The sequence below is a fragment of the Aquificaceae bacterium genome (assembly GCA_037481935.1).
GTDB lineage: Bacteria > Aquificota > Aquificia > Aquificales > Aquificaceae > Pampinifervens.
Genome location: JBBFKQ010000011.1, coordinates 1 through 16,600 on the forward strand (window position 1 = coordinate 1; position 16,600 = coordinate 16,600).

The 16,600-nt window shown below is 47.2% G+C and carries 18 protein-coding genes and 1 tRNA gene; 14 read left to right on the forward strand and 5 right to left on the reverse strand.

All coding sequences use genetic code 11. The features are described 5' to 3' along the window. Positions 1-72: 72 nt before the first annotated feature. Positions 73-480 (reverse strand): hypothetical protein, encoded by a 408-nt coding sequence (locus WHS43_08785; GenBank protein MEJ5339732.1) that lies wholly within the window; start codon positions 478-480, stop codon positions 73-75. After that, positions 467-3,742, reverse strand: coding sequence for an SNF2-related protein (locus tag WHS43_08790; GenBank protein MEJ5339733.1), 3,276 nt, complete (start codon positions 3,740-3,742; stop codon positions 467-469). Before WHS43_08790 ends, WHS43_08785 begins: the two co-directional genes overlap by 14 nt. Before the next feature lie 14 nt (positions 3,743-3,756). Here WHS43_08790 and gltA point away from each other — a divergent pair, with 14 nt between their 5' ends. Genes gltA through WHS43_08805 form a run of 3 tightly spaced genes read left to right on the forward strand, consistent with a single transcriptional unit; the run spans position 3,757 to position 6,550 of the window. Further along, positions 3,757-5,184: an NADPH-dependent glutamate synthase gene (gene gltA / locus WHS43_08795; protein MEJ5339734.1), complete on the forward strand. Its 1,428-nt coding sequence runs from the start codon at positions 3,757-3,759 to the stop codon at positions 5,182-5,184. After that, positions 5,181-5,609 (forward strand): DUF4878 domain-containing protein, encoded by a 429-nt coding sequence (locus tag WHS43_08800; protein ID MEJ5339735.1) that lies wholly within the window; start codon positions 5,181-5,183, stop codon positions 5,607-5,609. Before gltA ends, WHS43_08800 begins: the two co-directional genes overlap by 4 nt. Next, positions 5,606-6,550 carry a glycosyltransferase family 9 protein gene (locus tag WHS43_08805; protein MEJ5339736.1) on the forward strand — a complete coding sequence of 315 codons (945 nt, stop codon included), beginning with the start codon at positions 5,606-5,608 and terminating at the stop codon, positions 6,548-6,550. The genes WHS43_08800 and WHS43_08805 overlap by 4 nt, the downstream gene beginning before the upstream one ends. On the opposite strand, the gene WHS43_08810 is transcribed toward WHS43_08805, so the two are convergent. After that, entirely contained in the window at positions 6,484-7,575 is a 1,092-nt protein-coding gene (locus WHS43_08810) for an FtsW/RodA/SpoVE family cell cycle protein (protein ID MEJ5339737.1), read from the reverse strand. The genes WHS43_08805 and WHS43_08810 overlap by 67 nt on opposite strands. A 105-nt stretch (positions 7,576-7,680) precedes the next feature. On the opposite strand from WHS43_08810, the gene WHS43_08815 reads away from it, so the two are divergent. The 5 genes from WHS43_08815 to WHS43_08835 all read left to right on the forward strand — a co-directional run bounded on the left by WHS43_08815 (position 7,681) and on the right by WHS43_08835 (position 10,168). Further along, a tRNA-Asn gene (locus WHS43_08815) sits at positions 7,681-7,756 on the forward strand. A gap of 8 nt (positions 7,757-7,764) precedes the next feature. Further along, positions 7,765-8,340 carry a septum site-determining protein MinC gene (gene minC, locus WHS43_08820; protein ID MEJ5339738.1) on the forward strand — a complete coding sequence of 192 codons (576 nt, stop codon included), beginning with the start codon at positions 7,765-7,767 and terminating at the stop codon, positions 8,338-8,340. Then, positions 8,341-9,129, forward strand: a complete 789-nt coding sequence (minD, locus tag WHS43_08825) for a septum site-determining protein MinD (protein ID MEJ5339739.1) — start codon at positions 8,341-8,343, stop codon at positions 9,127-9,129. A gap of 2 nt (positions 9,130-9,131) precedes the next feature. Beyond that, positions 9,132-9,374, forward strand: a complete 243-nt coding sequence (minE, locus tag WHS43_08830; protein ID MEJ5339740.1) for a cell division topological specificity factor MinE — start codon at positions 9,132-9,134, stop codon at positions 9,372-9,374. Beyond that, positions 9,371-10,168, forward strand: a complete 798-nt coding sequence (locus tag WHS43_08835) for an HAD-IIA family hydrolase (GenBank protein MEJ5339741.1) — start codon at positions 9,371-9,373, stop codon at positions 10,166-10,168. The genes minE and WHS43_08835 overlap by 4 nt, the downstream gene beginning before the upstream one ends. On the opposite strand, the gene WHS43_08840 is transcribed toward WHS43_08835, so the two are convergent. Both WHS43_08840 and WHS43_08845 read right to left on the reverse strand, forming a co-directional pair. Further along, positions 10,133-10,900, reverse strand: coding sequence for a peptidylprolyl isomerase (locus tag WHS43_08840; GenBank protein ID MEJ5339742.1), 768 nt, complete (start codon positions 10,898-10,900; stop codon positions 10,133-10,135). The genes WHS43_08835 and WHS43_08840 overlap by 36 nt on opposite strands. A 17-nt stretch (positions 10,901-10,917) precedes the next feature. Beyond that, positions 10,918-11,739: a peptidylprolyl isomerase gene (locus WHS43_08845; GenBank protein MEJ5339743.1), complete on the reverse strand. Its 822-nt coding sequence runs from the start codon at positions 11,737-11,739 to the stop codon at positions 10,918-10,920. Positions 11,740-11,756: 17 nt separating this feature from the next. On the opposite strand from WHS43_08845, the gene WHS43_08850 reads away from it, so the two are divergent. The 6 genes from WHS43_08850 to WHS43_08875 all read left to right on the forward strand — a co-directional run bounded on the left by WHS43_08850 (position 11,757) and on the right by WHS43_08875 (position 16,558). Continuing rightward, positions 11,757-12,647, forward strand: a complete 891-nt coding sequence (locus WHS43_08850; GenBank protein MEJ5339744.1) for a bile acid:sodium symporter family protein — start codon at positions 11,757-11,759, stop codon at positions 12,645-12,647. After that, on the forward strand, positions 12,644-13,297 hold the full coding sequence (locus WHS43_08855; GenBank protein MEJ5339745.1) for a septal ring lytic transglycosylase RlpA family protein: 654 nt from the start codon (positions 12,644-12,646) through the stop codon (positions 13,295-13,297). Before WHS43_08850 ends, WHS43_08855 begins: the two co-directional genes overlap by 4 nt. 78 nt (positions 13,298-13,375) lie before the next feature. Beyond that, the gene (locus WHS43_08860) at positions 13,376-14,362 is read left to right on the forward strand and encodes a substrate-binding domain-containing protein (GenBank protein ID MEJ5339746.1); all 987 of its coding nucleotides are present in this window, start codon (positions 13,376-13,378) and stop codon (positions 14,360-14,362) included. After that, positions 14,359-15,117, forward strand: a complete 759-nt coding sequence (modA, locus tag WHS43_08865) for a molybdate ABC transporter substrate-binding protein (protein ID MEJ5339747.1) — start codon at positions 14,359-14,361, stop codon at positions 15,115-15,117. Before WHS43_08860 ends, modA begins: the two co-directional genes overlap by 4 nt. After that, positions 15,117-15,785, forward strand: a complete 669-nt coding sequence (modB, locus tag WHS43_08870) for a molybdate ABC transporter permease subunit (protein ID MEJ5339748.1) — start codon at positions 15,117-15,119, stop codon at positions 15,783-15,785. The genes modA and modB overlap by 1 nt, the downstream gene beginning before the upstream one ends. Then, positions 15,782-16,558, forward strand: coding sequence for an ABC transporter ATP-binding protein (locus tag WHS43_08875; GenBank protein ID MEJ5339749.1), 777 nt, complete (start codon positions 15,782-15,784; stop codon positions 16,556-16,558). The genes modB and WHS43_08875 overlap by 4 nt, the downstream gene beginning before the upstream one ends. Positions 16,559-16,600: the final 42 nt, after the last annotated feature.

Here is a 16,600-nt window from a genome sequence, read left to right on the forward strand (position 1 = left end):
CTTAATCCTCCCTATGGGTTTTCCATGGGGAGCTTTTTTTTTACCATAATTTCTTATAACTTGCAACTCGGGTTAGGTATACCTCTTAAAGGTGCTGAAAGACCGTTTTATCCCCTCGTAAAGGGCATAAACCAGCGAAAGCCTGAAGTTTCTGTTCTCATCGTAGAAGGCAAAAAGACCCACATCAAGGTCCTTCTCTATGAGCAGTCTCCTGGCAAGCTCAAACTGCCTCTTTCTTCCGCTTTTGTGGGATAGCTCACCCTTTACCTCTATGCAAAGGGCTCCGAATTTTTTCTCGTCCTCAAGCCTTCCTTCTGCAAGGAACAGGATTCTCCCAAAGGATTGCTTCTCCTCTTCTGTGGGCTTCAGCTCTTCCCATATGGCGTGCAGGTCGCCCTTCTTTTCCTCAAGAAAGTAAAGAAATGCCTCTTCAGAAAAGGAATTTATCAGCTCCTCTATTCTTTCCTCAATCTCCCGCATGTTGTATGTTTTCTATGGCTATTATAACCTCTTCCGTGGGGTCTTTCCTCTCCTTTATCTTTTTCAGGAAGTCTTTCCCGAGAAGTGCCTTTAGCTCCTCTATCCTCCGCTTCAGGTCTTCAGTCTTCAACCCGTTCCAGCTCTTTATCAGAGAGAGTGTATACTCAGAAAGGGTGCAGTAGGTGCTTATGTCTTCTATCAGGTCTCTAAGAAAGTCATGATGTTCCACAAACTCTTCCCTTCCGATAAGGCTCTTTAAGAGGTTTCTTGCCTGCTCCTCCAGCCTTCCCCTGCATCCACCAGTTCTCCTTTTTCTCATCGCCCTTGAGTAGTGCTCCCAGAAGCTGGAGCTCAGGGGTAGAGACTTCTTCTGCGGGTTATCCTCCCTCACCAGTTCAAGAACCTCCTCAAAACCCACAGAAGCAGGCTCAGGGTTTTCATAATTCACATAACTGACAAATATGTCCTCCCCTCTTTTGATGAACACGATAAGGGAGTTCTCTTCTCCAGCTTTTGCCACCTTTATCCTCTGGGGCATTTTTTCTATTTCTTTTCTTATGTTCGGGCATGCCTTTTCTATTCTCCTCCATTCCTCCCTCAGCCTTGTTATGAGGCTCTCTCCTTCCGTAAGCCTCTCCACATCCTCGTAACTGGCGTTAATACGCCTGTAGAGCCTTGAGGGCTGGGGCTCTTCCTCTGGCGAGAGAAGTTTTGAATCCTCACCAAGAACTCTGTGAATCATAAAGAGCTTTTGCTGGGCTATCTCCCTTGACTTGACAATGTCTGCACCCCTCTCCGTTGGGAAAAAGTTTATTATGTATATTTCTTCATAGACCTTCTTCCCTATCCTGTTTATCCTTCCCACTCTCTGTATTACCCTTACAGGGTTCCACGGTATGTCGTAGTTTATAACAGCTCCTGCCCTGTTCAGGTTAAAGCCTTCTGAAAGCCTGTCGGTGGCAACAAGTATCTTATACTGGTCATCCCAGCTTTCAGCGCTGGCATCAAAGTTCCTGTATATGGTCCGTATTTTCCCCTCAAGGTTTTCATAGCCCTTCAGAACCATACCGGGAAAGAACTTCTCCAGAGCATCGCCCAGATACCTCGCGGTGTCCAGGTATTCGGTAAATATGACAACCTTTCTGTCCTTGAGAAGCTCCTCAAGACCCAGCACAAGCCTTTTGAGCTTTGGGTCATCATCTCCAAGCTCAAGCATGTCAAACTCTTCCATAAGGCTCTCAAAGAGTTCCTTATCTCTCTGAATGTCTTTGAGAAAGTCCTGATTCAGCTCCCCAATCCTGTATATTTTCCTGTAATCCCCGTAGTCCTCTGCAAGCCCTTCCAGCTCCTCCTCACCTTTAAGGAGCTTTTTAAGAAGGCTTCTGTCCAGAACAAACACATGTCTATCTTTTACAAACTCAAGGATTTTTTCATGGGTCTCCCGAAAGTTATCAAGGCTGTCTCTGAAAGCTCTGAAACTGCTTTCAAAACGCTTGACGAGCAACCTTCTCATGAAGTCATACAGGTTTCTCTGGTATAGCCTCTCAAACTCCTCTGGCTTTTCCTTCAGATAGTGGGCGGGATAGTAAAGAGCTCCCGTAAAGGAGCCTCCCTCCTCAAAGCTCTGGAAGGTATTTATAACCTTATCGTAGAATTCCATCTGGCTGTTTGTGAGCTCATAAAACCATTCTATGGGGTCCATCACCCTGGGCATGTCTATCTTTTCCTCGTAGTGTTTGAGGTCAAGCCTGTTTCTTCTTATGACCACAGGCTCAAGGATGCCTCTTATTTCCTTTGCTATGCGTCTGAGCCTGTCTTTGACCCTTTCTGGATTAACATCATCTCCTCCAAACTCCTGCTCGTATAGCCTTTTAGCCCTGACCCTTTTATCTTCCTGAACAGAGCTGTAGTATCTGAGGATGTAGGAGCAGTTTTCAAAGCTCTTCTGATAGGCTTCAAACTTCCCTTTGAGGTCTTTCTCCAGCAAAATGGAGGAATTACCTGGTGGTGTAAAGAGTTTGAGAAGGGCGTATATGTCAGAGGGTCTATTGTTAAAGGGTGTGGCGGTAAGCAGCAGAACTTTCCTGCCTCTACATATTGCCTGAAGATTTTGATGGCTACTTGTTCTTTCGTTCCTGAAGCGGTGGGCCTCGTCCACTATGACAACCTGAACCTCATCCTCATGCTTCCTTACATACTCCAGAGCACCATCAAGGTTGCCGGTCGAGAAAACTTCAAATTCATCCCTCAGGCTGAAGTTTCTCAAGTATTTCGTCCAGCCATAGTTCCCGTTGATGTCTCCAACCAGATGGGGAGGACATATGACAATACCTCTCCCTCCAAGCTTTCTTGCAACTGCGCAGGCAACCACTGTCTTCCCAAGCCCCACCACATCTGCAAGTATTACACCCCCGTGCATCTGACAGGTTTTTACCGCCTGAGAGACAGCTTCCAACTGATAGGAGTAGGGAATGAATCCGCTGGCTTTTATGAGCTCGGCAACTGTTCCATCCTCCTTGCCAGAATAAGAGTTCAGATAAAGGTTGACAAGGTATGCCCACGCCTGAAAGGGTGTCATACTCCTGAAGAAGGTCCTTTCCCTGAAGGTCCTTACAATAACATCCGGGTTCAGGGAGACGGCATTTCTCCACAGCTCGTCAAAGAAGGCCTCTGCCTCCTCAATCCCCCAGTCCTTGAGCTCCACATTAAACTCATGCTGTTCCTCAAGGCCTGCTCTGGTAAGGTTGCTACTGCCAGTTATAAAAAGGGCTGGTAATACATCGTCTTCCCGTTTGAAGATGTAAAGCTTAGAGTGGTTGGGCTTTCGTGTCTTTCTGATAACCAGCTTATTTTCCTCAAGTAATCTTAAAAAGAACTTTACCTGTTCCCATACCTCCGGTCTGTCAAGCTCTTCAGCCACAAAAGCCCTGGCAAGAGACTCACAAAAATCCTCCTCCATATCCTTTCTACTGCTGTGCTCCTGTGCATACTCATAAAGCCCATAGAGACCCTGGTCAACGCCAAGCCCCACAAGCACTTTTATGCTGTTTTCTTTGAGATTACCCTCCCTATCAAGCCTTTCAAGGGCTTTGAAGATAACATCAAGCCCAGAAAAATAAAAAAAGCCCACAAGGAATTTCATCTCTCTTACTTTTGGCATTATCTGCTCAAGCCTTTCCCTCAGGCTCCTCTGCCCGTAGTTGGTAATAAAGGGCATGGAGATTATTATATTTGCTACGATAAAATTTAAAAACCTCTGCATATAATTATTTACTGATGGCAAAGCGTATAAGATACGAGGACAGAAACCCAGAGCCCCTCATGCCCCCTTCGGAGAGGGTGAAGACCTTCAGAGAATACGCCTTTGGCTACTCTGTAAGCCTTGCCCTCGATGAAGCCCAGAGGTGTCTCTTCTGCAAGGATGCAGACCAGAGATGTATAAAGGGATGTCCCATAAATGTGGACATCCCGGGTTTCATAAAGAAGATAACGGAAGGGGACCTTGTGGGTGCCTACAAAAAAATAATAGAAACGGACCCCTTTCCTTCCATATGTGGAAGGATATGCCCACAGGAGAGACAGTGTGAGGGCTCATGCATCCTCTACTACGATACAGTAAGGGACAGGAAGAACAAGGGACTCCCCGTAAGTATAGGGGTCTTGGAGAAGTTTGTGGGAGATTTTATCAGGATTTCTGGGCTGGAGGTTGATGGCGAAAGGGTAAAATCTACCGGCTACAGGGTGGCGATAGTGGGTGCAGGACCGGCAGGGCTTGCCTGTGCTTACGACCTTGCCAGATGGGGACACGAGGTCCATGTTTTTGAAGCCCTTCCAAAGCCCGGCGGTGTTATGAGCTACGGCATACCTCATGCCAGGCTTCCCAGAGATATCATAGAATGGGATATAAAAAGGCTCCAGAGGCTCGGAGTTCAATTCTTCTTCGGTCATGTGGTGGGAAGAACTGTAAAGCTCTCTGAGCTTTTAGAGAGATATCATGCGGTCTTTCTTGGCGTAGGTGCCGGCAGAGGTTCTCTTGGCATAAGAGGAGACCATCTAAAAGGCGTATACTCCGCCATAGAAGTGCTCACAAGGGTTGGCTTAGTGAGATCTGACCTCTTCCCTCAGAGCGGAACGCCCGTTAACCTTGGAAGAAGGACTGCCATAATCGGTGGTGGCTTTACTGCGGTGGACTGTGCCATAACAGCCCTCAGGCTGGGTGTTGAAACCCATGTGGTTTACAGAAGAACAAGGGAAACCTCCTCTGCCCGTCAGGAAGAGTGGGACCACATATCAGAGGAGGGGGCCATAATTCACTGGCTTACCCAGCCTGTGGAAATACTTGGAGATGAGAGTGGGCATGTGATAGGGTTAAAATGTATAAAAATGACCCTTGGTGAGCCAGATGAAAGCGGAAGACCCAGACCGGTGCCAGTGGAAGGCTCAGAGCATGTTATAGAATGCGACTCGGTCATATTTGCCATAGGCCAGAAGGCAAACTCCGTAGCTTACGAGGATATGCCAGGCCTTGAACTCACTAAATGGGGGACTGTAAAGGTAGATGAAGGTTTCAGGACCTCCATAAGGGGCCTCTTTGCCGGCGGAGATGCGGTAAACGGCGGAGACACGGTAGTCAGGGCCCTTGCTGAAGGAAGAAAGGCTGCACATTCAATCCATAAATTTCTCATAGAGGAGGTTAGGTTATGAAAAAGGTTGCCTTAGCAGTGGGAGCTGTGCTCCTGGCCTTTTTTGTTTTTAGAGCCTGTGGGGAAAACCCTGAGAAATCGGCAAGAAACACAGTTAAGGATTTTATCGAGAACATCAGGGATGGGGAAGGAAGGGAAGCAGTGATGCTTCTGTATCCACCCTTCAGGGATGCACTTGTGCAGGATGTGAAGCTCCCTCTTCAATTAACAGAAATGAAACCTTCAGAGGTGCTTGCCTGTCTTCTTTCCTCCATGGGTGAGAACATAAAGAAGGTAAAGGTGCTTGACACAAGCAGAATAGATGACAAGCATGCAGAGGTTATAGTTAAGGTCACAGACAAGGAAGGAGTGGAAAAGATTTTCACCTTTATAGTGATAAAGGACGAAAAGAGGTGGAGGATAGCCAGCATATCGGGCATTAAATGAAGTTTCTCATATGGCAGACAGCCTATCTGGGGGATGTGGTGCTCGCCACTCCCCTTATAAGAACCCTAAGAAAAAATTTCCCATCTTCTCGTATTGCCTTTGTGGGCAGGAGCTTTATAAAGGAGCTTCTGAAGGGTTTTGATTTGGAGCTCATAGCCTTTGACAAGGGCGTATGGGAAAGCTTTGAAATAGTTGAAAAGATAAGAGAATACCAGATAGCCATAAGTCCACATATATCTGCAAGAAGTGCCCTTATACTTTTCATGGCGGGCGTGCCGGTAAGGATTGGCTTTGACAGGTCAGAGTTCAGCTGGCTTTATACGCACACAGTAAAACACAGGTGGGAGCTCCACGAGGTGGACAGAAACCTTGAGCTTTTAAAGCCACTGGGCATAAAGGACTACGACAAAAAGCCATGGCTGTTTGTATCCGAAGAGGAGAAAAAGCAGGCTAAAGAGAAGTTTGGACTTCCAGAGAATTTTGTGGTGCTTTCTCCCTTCTCCAACTTCAGGCTCAAGGAATGGAACATGGAGGGGTGGGTGGAGCTCGCAGGGAGGTTGAGCATAAGACCCGTAGTGGTGGGGACAGAAAGAGACAGAGAAAGGGCTGAGGTTTTCTGGGCAACAGGGGCTAAAAACCTGGTTGGCAGAACATCACTGAGAGAACTGATGGCAGTAATAAGCCTTTCAAGGGCTGTCATTTCCTGCGACTCATCCCCGGTCCATATAGCCAACGCCCTTGGGGTGCCTGCAATAAGCGTATACACGGCAACTTCACCGGATTACGGCTTCTATCCTCTAAAGGGTGAATACGTAAAACCACAGCTCTATTGTTCACCCTGCTCACCAAACCCAAAGGTATGCAAGACTGGAACTCATGCATGCCTGAGTATGGTCAGGGTGGAGGAAGTTCTTGAGGCATTAGAGAGGGTTCTTTCCTGATGGTTTATCACTGACTGGGCTATACCCAGGAAAAGTAAGGAAGCGAGCAGGTTGGAAGAACCATAGCTGACAAAGGGCAGAGCTATTCCCTTGGGAGGTATCAGGTTAGAGACCATGGCAAGGTTCCAGAGGAAAGAGTAAGCAAAGTTTATAGCAGTTCCAAAGAGAATAAGCTTTTCCATCTGCCCCTTAGCCATAAAGGCATGCCATAACAATCTACCCACCAGTATGGCATACAGGATGATAGCCAATAAAACACCGAGAAAACCCATCTCCTCCCCTACGATAGCAATCACGTAGTCCGTGTCCGAGGCCGGTAGAGGTCCCAGTTTCTGAAGTCCCTGACCTATACCTACGCCCATAAACCCACCCCTTGCAAGAGCGTAAAGAGACTGTATTATCTGGTATCCACTGTCCTCAGCATCCAGAAAGGGGTCCTTCCAGGCAGAAAGCCTCTCCGCCACATAACCCTTTGAGGTGAGTATGTAGTAGACCATAAGGGAAAATATAGGAATCACTATAAGGTAGACCCTTTTTGGAACACCGCCCACGTAGACCATAAGGGCTGTAATCAGTAGTATAAAGACCGCACCGCCCTTGTCAGGCTGTGCAAGTAGTAAAAGAGCCATGAGAAGAGGAAAAATTAGAGCCCAGAAAAGATGTTTCCACTGTCTCAGATTCCCCTTACGCACTATGTAATAAGAGAGGAAAAGGACAAGGGCAATCTTGGCAAACTCAAGGGGCTGGAGGCTGCCACCGAGGAGCCATCTGTCCACAGGTCTGCCAGTTAAAAGCTTTTTTATAAGAACAAGCAGAAGACTCAAAAGGGCAAGGAGAACGAGAAAATAGGGAATGCCACCGCTCATATATCTTCTGTAATCAAGCCTTGTAAGAAGGCTTGCCAGCAAAAAGCCAGAAATAAAAACTAGAATCTGAAGGAGTGGTTTTTTGTATATGCTCAGATTCTGGTAGGAGTCCATCAGGTATGGGACCGTGTTTACGCTGATTATGACAGCCTCACCCATAAAAAAAAGAGCAAAGATGCTGAATATTATCCATGCATCCCAGTTTTTCAACACTGCAGATAAAAGTATAGCAAAGGGTCAGACAGGGTGTATAATATATATGAATCCGGGGTAGCTCAACAGGCAGAGCAGGCGGCTGTTAACCGTCAGGTTGGGGGTTCGAGTCCCTCCCCCGGAGCCAGTAAAAGCATGGTAGAGATAAGAGGAATTACTCTTCCAGTGGTGCTGATAGAAATAAAGGAAAAGGGGGATGTGGATACCCTTATAGAAGAGATAAAACAGAAGGTTTCTTCCAGACTGTTTGAAGGCAGCTATGTGCTTATAGATGGTAAGGGCTTCCTTAAAAGAGGAGATATTGAAAAAATAGAAAAGGCTCTTACGGACAGAAACATAAAGAGCGTAAAGAAACTGAGCTCGGCTGGACTGGAGGAAGGCAAGAGAGACAGGCTCCTTGTGGTTCAGAAACACCTTCGTTCAGGTCAGAGAGTGGAACATAACGGGGACATACTGGTCCTTGGGGATGTAAACAAGGATGCACAGGTGATAGCAACCGGAAATATAATAGTTATGGGCAGACTCAGGGGGATTGCCATAGCTGGAGCACTGGGAGATGAAAGGGCTGTGGTTGTCGCTCTTGAAATGGAGCCACAGCAGGTAAGAATAGGGAAAAAGGTTGCCATTATGGATGAGGAAGAAAGAAAGTCCCCTGGCTATCCAGAGGTTGCAAAAATTGAAGAGGGTAATATAATACTTGAGAGGGTCTGAATGAGCAAGGTTTTTGTGGTAACATCAGGAAAGGGGGGCGTAGGCAAAACCACAATAACAGCCAACCTTAGCGTTGCCTTAGCAAACTTTGGGAGAAAGGTTCTTGCGGTGGATGCGGACATAGGGCTCAGAAACCTTGACATGATACTGGGGCTTGAGAACAGGATTGTTTACGATGTGCTTGATGTGCTTGAAGGAAGAGTGGAGTTTCACAAGGCTCTGGTAAAGGATAAAAGGGGGCTGAGCCTCTGGCTCCTTCCCGCCAACCAGACAAAGAACAAGGATGCCATAGACAGGGGAAGGTGGGTAGAGCTTATAAACAGGGTTAAAGAATCAGGCGAGTATGATTACATATTCATAGATTCTCCCGCTGGTATAGAACAGGGTTTTCAGATAGCTGCGCTGCCTGCAGACACAGCCCTGGTGGTGGTAAACCCTGAAGTCTCTTCCATAAGGGATGCAGATAGGATTATAGGCTTGCTGGAAAACATGGGCAAGAAGGAATACTACCTTGTGATAAACAGGATGAAGTGGGATAGCGTGAAAAGAGGTGAGATGCTCTCAGTGGAAGACATAGTGGACATACTGAAAGCCCAGCCCATAGGCATAGTGCCGGAGGAGCCAAAGCTGGTGGACTTTACCAACAGAGGAGAGCCCATAGTTCTCTCAAAGGACTACAATGCATCAAAGGCAATCTTAGACATGGCAAGAAGGCTTGAAGGTGAGGATATACCTATGGTCCGCTACGGTGAGAAAAAGGGCCTTCTTGAGAAGCTTCTGGGTAGATAGCTATGATATGGGACCTTCTTTTTAACAGAGGCAAGAGTAAAGATGAGGCAAAAAGAAGGCTGACTCTTGTGCTTTCATACGAGAGAAAGGGTCTTCCACCAAACTTTGTTGACAGGCTAAGAGATGACCTCATATCCGTATTTTCCAAATATCCTCAGTTTGAGGTTAAAAAGATAGAGGTGGACATAAAAAGGGATAAGGACAATTTTGATGAGCTCTGGATTAGCATACCCTTCAAGCAATGAAAGGTCCTGTTTTCCTTCTGGACCTTGATGGAGTTCTTGTAAAAGACAAGGCACTGAACCCCTTCGGCGACACGGTTGTCTTTCTTGAAGAACTCAGAAGGCTAAAGATACCCTTTAGAGTGGTTTCCAACAACTCCACAAGGCCTCCACAAAAACTCATAAGTGCCTTAAGTGAGAAAGGCATTGCGCTTATGGAGGATGAACTCATTACTCCTCTGTCTCTTCTGGGAAGCTATCTAAGGAGACAGGGTGTAAGAAAGGTTCTGTTTATAGGCATGCCTGCTGTTGAAGAATACCTGAAAGAACTTGGCTTTGAGGTGGTTCAGGACCATATGGCAGATGCAGTTGTAATAGGTCAGGACAGGAGCTTGGACTTCAAAAAGCTCAAGATGGCAACCTCTGCCGTATTCCTGCACAGTGCCATATTAGTCCCCATAAACATGAGCAGAATAGTAAAAGATGACGATGGGCTTTACTTTCCGGGTGCAGGCTCCATCGCCCTTGCCATAGCTCATGCATGTAATTACGATAAAGACCTGCCAAACCTTGGAAAACCTTCAGAAGAGTTTATCAGGTATGCCCTTATGGGGCTGGATGGTGAGGATATCTATCTGGTGAGCGACGATGTATACACGGACCTGCTGGGTGCCAGAGACCTTGGCTTGAAAACCGTCTTTATGACCACAGGCAAGTATAAGAGAGAAGAACTCCTGAAAGCGGACTTTAAACCAGACCTTGTCTTTGACAGTCTTACACGGCTACTGGACTACCTTTATAAAGCTGTTCTTTCTTAACCTTTCAAGAAGCTCCTGCCTTCTTGCTTCAATTTTTCTGGCAAGGAGTTCTTGCCTTTGCTCCTCTACGCTTTTGCCTTCCGTCACCTCTTCTTGAGAAATTACCTTTGCAATGTATATGTGGTCCTTGTCTTCGGCAAAGACAAGCTGTCCAGGGCTGGACCTCCAGACTTCTCTGTCAAGGGCTTCAACCAGTTCGCCTCTGCCAACCCTGAGCCTCTCCACCTTCAGACCCATTTCCCGTGCCAGGACTTCAGGCCCTTTTGTGGGTTCAAAGATAGCTTTGAGTTTTCCTTCGTCCTTTCTGTCCACCACAAGAAGCTCCACCTCTCTTACCAACTTTACATTTCCACTTTTCAGCCTTTCCAGCTCAAGCTCCACATCAGAGACCTTTACCTCTCTCTCAAGAAAGGCCCTCAGCCCCTGTGTAGCCAGAAGTTCCCTCTCTAAAAACCTCCTCAGGTCCTGAAGGGTAAGCCCCTCCCTTGCAAGCTCTTGAGCTATACCGTCAATGGTCATCCTGTTTGCCCTGGCAATGCTCTGAAGTGCCTCCTCTATGAGCTCAGGGGGAACCTGCAGACCTCTCCCCATGAGAAACTGATACAGAAGCATATTTTCTATGAGCTTATCCAGAATTTGCTTCCTGTCTGAGGTTGCGTAGTATAACATGCCCATCTTTATATCGCTTTCAAGGACTGGTTCTGAGTTAACAGAGGCCACAACTCTGTCCACAAGTGTTGCAGAGAAGCTCAGAGTTGACCAAAGTAGAATTCCACAGAATATCTTTTTGAAGCCTCCTGAAACCATCTCTGAAAAACCTCCTGCCTTTTTTCCCTGAGAAGCTTTTCCCTTACTATGGGCCTTGCTTCTTCAAGGGGCATTATACCACTTCCCCTCCTGTCTGCCACCCTGAAGATAACATAAAGGCCACCCACCTCTATGGGTCTTGTGGTCTTGCCCACCTCGTAAGGATAAAGCTGGCGCCTGACTACCTCCGGTAGAGTCTGTATGGAATACCACATGGGCTGACCAGCCCTTACACCACTTTCCCTGACCGTAAGTCCTCGTGAGAGGCTGTAGTATACCTCGTTGGCCGTGTCAAGGCTGTCTGAGGTATACCTATCCAGGAGCACCTGTGCCGGAAGCTTGAAGTCTCTCAGGTTAAGGTAATAGTAAGCGGTTATCTGACCTTCCTTGACCTCAAGGTCTCCTGCTATCCTGCTTATTATCCTCTGACTCAGCATCTCTGTGGTTATAAGGTCCTTTGCCACATCGCTAAGGCGCTTGCTACCTATATGCTTTTCCACATATTCTTCAAACTCTCTGGGCGTCACGGATATGCCCATCCTTCTGGCTTCCATATGTATTATCTTGCTCCTGACATACTCCACTATAAATTCCTGAAGGTCTCTGGAGGTGGCTCTGGCGATTGGAAGGTGCAGTATCTCTCTCCAGTAGGCGTTAAAAGCCTGACGAACCTCGTTTAAGGTTATCTGTTCTTTGTCTATGCGTGCCACAACCCTTGCTGACGCAAGGTTCAGAAGCACAAGGATGATAAGGATTAGCTTCATGGGTATATTATAGCAATATGCAGGCAATTATCACCATAGGGATACTGCTCACCTTCAGTCTCCTGGGCCTTTATGTAAAAGAGCCTTTTTCCAGGCTCATGCCCGCTGTTCCTTATCTTCTTGCACTCATTATGCTAAGCATGGGTATAACTCTGAGAAGTGCGGACTTTTTTGAGGTTTTCAGGAGACCTGCAAGAATAATCTATGCGGGGCTTTTACAGTTCACCATCATGCCCTTTCTTGGCTATAGCCTTGCCCTCCTGCTCCGGGTTGATGAAAGACTTCTTTATGGTTCGGTTCTTGTGGGCTCCGCTCCCGGCGGAACTGCCTCCAATGTGATAACATACCTTTCAAGGGGAGACCTTGCCTATTCGGTAAGCATGACCACCTTTTCCACTCTCATATCACCCGTGATGACTCCGCTTCTTACCTATTTTCTTGTGGGAAAAAGGGTTGATGTGCCCCTGTATTCCATGACCAGGGACTTACTGCTCATAATCCTTCTGCCGGTGATCGCAGGGATAGTAATGAGAAGGCTCTTTCCGCGTGTATTATATCTTGAGAGGATTTTGCCATACATTGCAGTTTTCTTCATAGGGCTTATAATCGCAACTGTTCTTGCTCTAAATGCAGACAGGCTCAGAGGTTCAGCTTTATCTGTATTTGTCCTCGTGATGCTTCACAACCTGCTTGGTTTTCTCCTCGGATACACCTTTGCAAGGCTCACTGGTCTTGACAGAATAAGATCAAAGACCCTTTCCATAGAGGTAGGCATGCAGAATTCCGGGCTTGCTACAGTGCTGGCTCTCAGGTATTTTCCTCCAGAGTCTGCCCTGCCGGGAGCACTTTTCAGTCTTATGCAGAATGTAAACGGTCTACTGCTGTCTATAATCTACAGAAGGCTATGAGAAGGCTTGTGTTTCTTGCATCCCTTTTTGTCTCTTCCTGTTCCATTACGGTGCGGGAGAAACTGCCAGAGACTCGGGGTCAGCTCAGGGTCAACTGTCCTGAAGTTATTCAGACTAAGGGCTTTTACTGCAAGGGAGACAGAGCATACAGCAATCTCCTTCAGAGCGGGAGCAGAGTGAAAGTGATAAGCCTCCTTACGGGAAAGAGCATAACCATAGCGGTTTTCAGAGGGGAGGAGGAAAGGGGTATATGCGTGCCGGCAAGGTTTGAAAGTCTACTTGGCGGTGAGCCATTTCCTGCAAGGATTGAGGTAGAAAGGTGTGGCATAGATGACAGGAGAATCTGCCCTGCCTACATAAGGGGTCTTGCCAGCTACTACGCAGACCCTTACCATGGAAGACAGACACCTTACGGAAGAGCCTACGACATGCACGGCTATTATGCAGCAAGCCCAGACCTGCCTCTTGGCAGTCTCCTCATGGTCAGAAACCTGAAGAACGGAAGAGAGGTCAGGGTGAAGGTAATTGACAGAGGGCCTCTGAAGGCGGGAAGGGTGCTTGACCTCTCTTACTCTGCTGCAAGAGACCTGGATATGATAAAAGACGGTGTGGTGGAAGTTCAGGCTCAGGTGTTAAGATGTGGGGAGTGAAAGGAGAATCACTTGCCCCTGCAGCAGCTCAAGGAGAGGCTTGACAATTTTTCATCCATATAAGACAATATATTATCAATGAACAGAGTAAGAGAAAAGCGACAACTGCTTGGGTTTTCTCAGGAAGAGCTTGCAAGACTGGCAGGCATTCCAAGAACCACCATAAGCGCCATTGAGTCGGGCAGAGCCGTCCCCTCAGTAGATTACGCCATAAGGCTTTCTAAGGTGCTTGGATGCAGCGTGGAAGAACTTTTCTCTCAGGAGGAGTTTATTCCTTTTCCGGGCTTTGAAAGGGGGCTCTTCGTAAGCTACAGGGTAGGGCACAGAAAGATTCTTTTTCCTGTAAGCCTCGCAGAAAGTAAGGAAAGTCCTGAAGGCTTTTTAAAAAAAGAGGGTATTGAATGGTTTGAAAAGAAGCACAGGCATACCTACACCTTTGCAGGCTGTGACCCATCCTTCAAGCTCCTTTCAGAAGCACTGAGAGAGGAAGGGATAAGGCTTCTGGTTGTAAACCTCCCAAGCATGAAGGCTCTTGAACTTTTAAAGGCGGGCTTTGTTCACATGGCAGGAATGCATATGGGAAGCTTTGAAGAAAATGTGAAGGTTGCAAGGGATTTTCTTGGTGAAGGATACAGAATTTTAAGACTTTTCTCCTGGGAAGAGGGGATAATGGCAAGAAAAGTTATCTCTCTCAGAGAGCTTGGAAGGAAATTATGGCTGGCAAGAGAAGAGGGAAGCGGTGCAAGAAAGGTCTTTGATGAGTTAAGGATAGACATGAACATAGAGAACTTTAGAGTGGTCACGGGAGGTCATGAGAACATAGCCTTCAGTCTGAAAGAAGGCTTTGGGGACGCCGGAATAGGCACAAGAGCCTCTGCCTTTGATTATGGACTTGATTTCATGGGAGTCAAGTGGGAGGACTATTGCCTCTGCTACAGGGAGGAGCTAGAGGAGGAGCAAGAGTTTTTAAGATTGCTTGACTTTCTAAGAGGGAAAAGATACAGCAGACTCCTCTCTTACCTGCCGGGATATAAGAAAAAACCTATGGAGGAGGTAGCCACATGAAAACATTGCTCCTTCTTCTACTGGGACTACTGAGCCTTGCACATGCAGAGCTTATAAGGGTATTTGCCGCCGCAGACCTGCGGTATGCCCTCAAGGAGATTGCAGGCCTTTATCAAAAGAGGTATCCAGAAGATAAAATAGAGCTCGTCTTTGGCTCTTCAGGCAAGGGCTATGCACAGGTCAGAGCTGGAGCACCCTTTCACATATACTTTTCTGCAAATATGAAGTATGTGGAGGAGCTATACAAAGAGGGGCATATAATAACAGAGCCAAAACTCTACGCAGTTGGAAGGATAGTAGTCTGGACCAGGAAAGACTCGCCTTTTGACCCCTCAAAGTTTCCGGATGTGCTTCTTGACCCAAGGGCCAGAAGAATAGCCATAGCCAACTGGGAACATGCTCCCTATGGCAGGGCAGCAAAGGAGGCCCTTGAAAGCTATGGAGTCTTTGAAAGGGTAAGAAATAAGCTTGTCCTGGGTGAGAATATATCTCAGACTGCCAGCTTTGTTTACTCTGGCGCTGCAGACATAGGCATAATAGCCCTTTCACTGGCTCTTGCCCCTCAGATGGAGGCAAGAGGAAAATACTGGCTCATACCAGAAGACAAGCACGAAAGGCTGGCTCAGGGATATGGAATAACAAAAGAGGGTGGCAAGCTGAAAAACAGCAAGAGGTTTTACGATTTCATAGGCTCACCAGAAGCAAGAAAAATATTCGTTAAATACGGCTTTGTCCTTCCGGGAGAGGCAAGGTGATGGTAGACATAAACCCCATCCCCATATGGCTCACCCTCAAGCTCTCCTTCTGGACAACCCTGATACTGCTCGTAATTGGTATCCCCCTTTCTTATTATCTAGCCTACACAAAAAGCAGGCTTGGACTTCTTATTGAAGCCCTTACCACACTACCCCTTGTGCTTCCACCTACGGTGCTGGGCTTTTATCTCCTTTTGCTCCTGAGCAAGCACGGCATCATAGGCTCTCTGTGGTATAAACTCCTTGACCGTCAGCTGGTTTTTCATTTTGAAGGTATAGTTATAGCATCTGTTATATACAGCCTGCCCATGATGGTGCATCCCCTTACATCCGGCTTCAGGAGCGTTCCACTCAACATAATAGAAGCAAGCTGGACGCTGGGAAAATCAAAGTTACAGACCCTATTCAGAGTCATCCTTCCAAACATGAAAGCGTCCGTGCTTACGGGCACAGTCCTGAGCTTTGCCCACACTATAGGCGAGTTTGGAGTGGTCCTCATGGTGGGAGGCAATATTGAGGGGGATACCCGTGTGGTCTCCATAGCCATATACGATGCGGTGGAAGCCATAGACTACGCAACCGCCCATGTATACGCAGGCATCCTTTTTGTGGCCTCCTTCATAAGCCTTGCCCTGCTGTATGCGGTAAACAGGAGGTGGAGCCTGTGATAAGGGTAAGGGTCAAGAAACTGCTTCACGGTTTTGATGGCGATTTCTGGCTTGATGTGGAGCTTGAGGTCAGGGGAACAGAGTTTCTGGTAATCCTCGGTCAGTCTGGCAGCGGGAAGACCACTCTTCTCAGATGCATAGCCGGACTTGAAAAACCAGAAGAGGGCTACATAGAGGTGGATGGGCAGGTCTGGTTTGATTCAAAAAGGGGAATAAACCTGCCACCTCAAAGGAGAGATGTGGGCTTTGTCTTTCAGGACTATGCCCTCTTTCCCAACATGACAGTGCTGGAAAATGTCATGTATGGTATGAAAGAGAAAAACAGAGATTATGCCCTTGAACTTCTGAGGATGGCTGGGCTTGAGGGGCTCAGGGACAAGAAACCAGACAGGCTTTCTGGGGGACAGAAACAGAGGGTTGCCCTTCTCAGGGCTCTGGCGAAGGAGCCACGGGTCCTCCTTCTTGATGAGCCCCTCTCCGCCCTCGACCCAGAGCTCAGGCAGGAGCTTCAGAAGGAGCTTAAGGACTTTCAGAGAAAATCCTCCATCCCAGCCCTCATGGTAAGCCATGACAGAGAGGAAGCATTAAGGCTTGCAGACAGAGTTATAAAAGTTCAGAGGGGCAGAGTAATAGAAGAAGGAGAACCGCAGAGAATTCTCCCAGATAGATATGCAACTCTCATAAGTAAAGTGCAGGAAGAAGACGGAACAATTCTCACCTTGCGAATCGGAGATAAACTGGCAAGCGTAAAGGTTCCTTTAGCCTCTCCTTAACTGAATCTTAACAGTCTTTGGGTAAAATACTATATTTAAGGA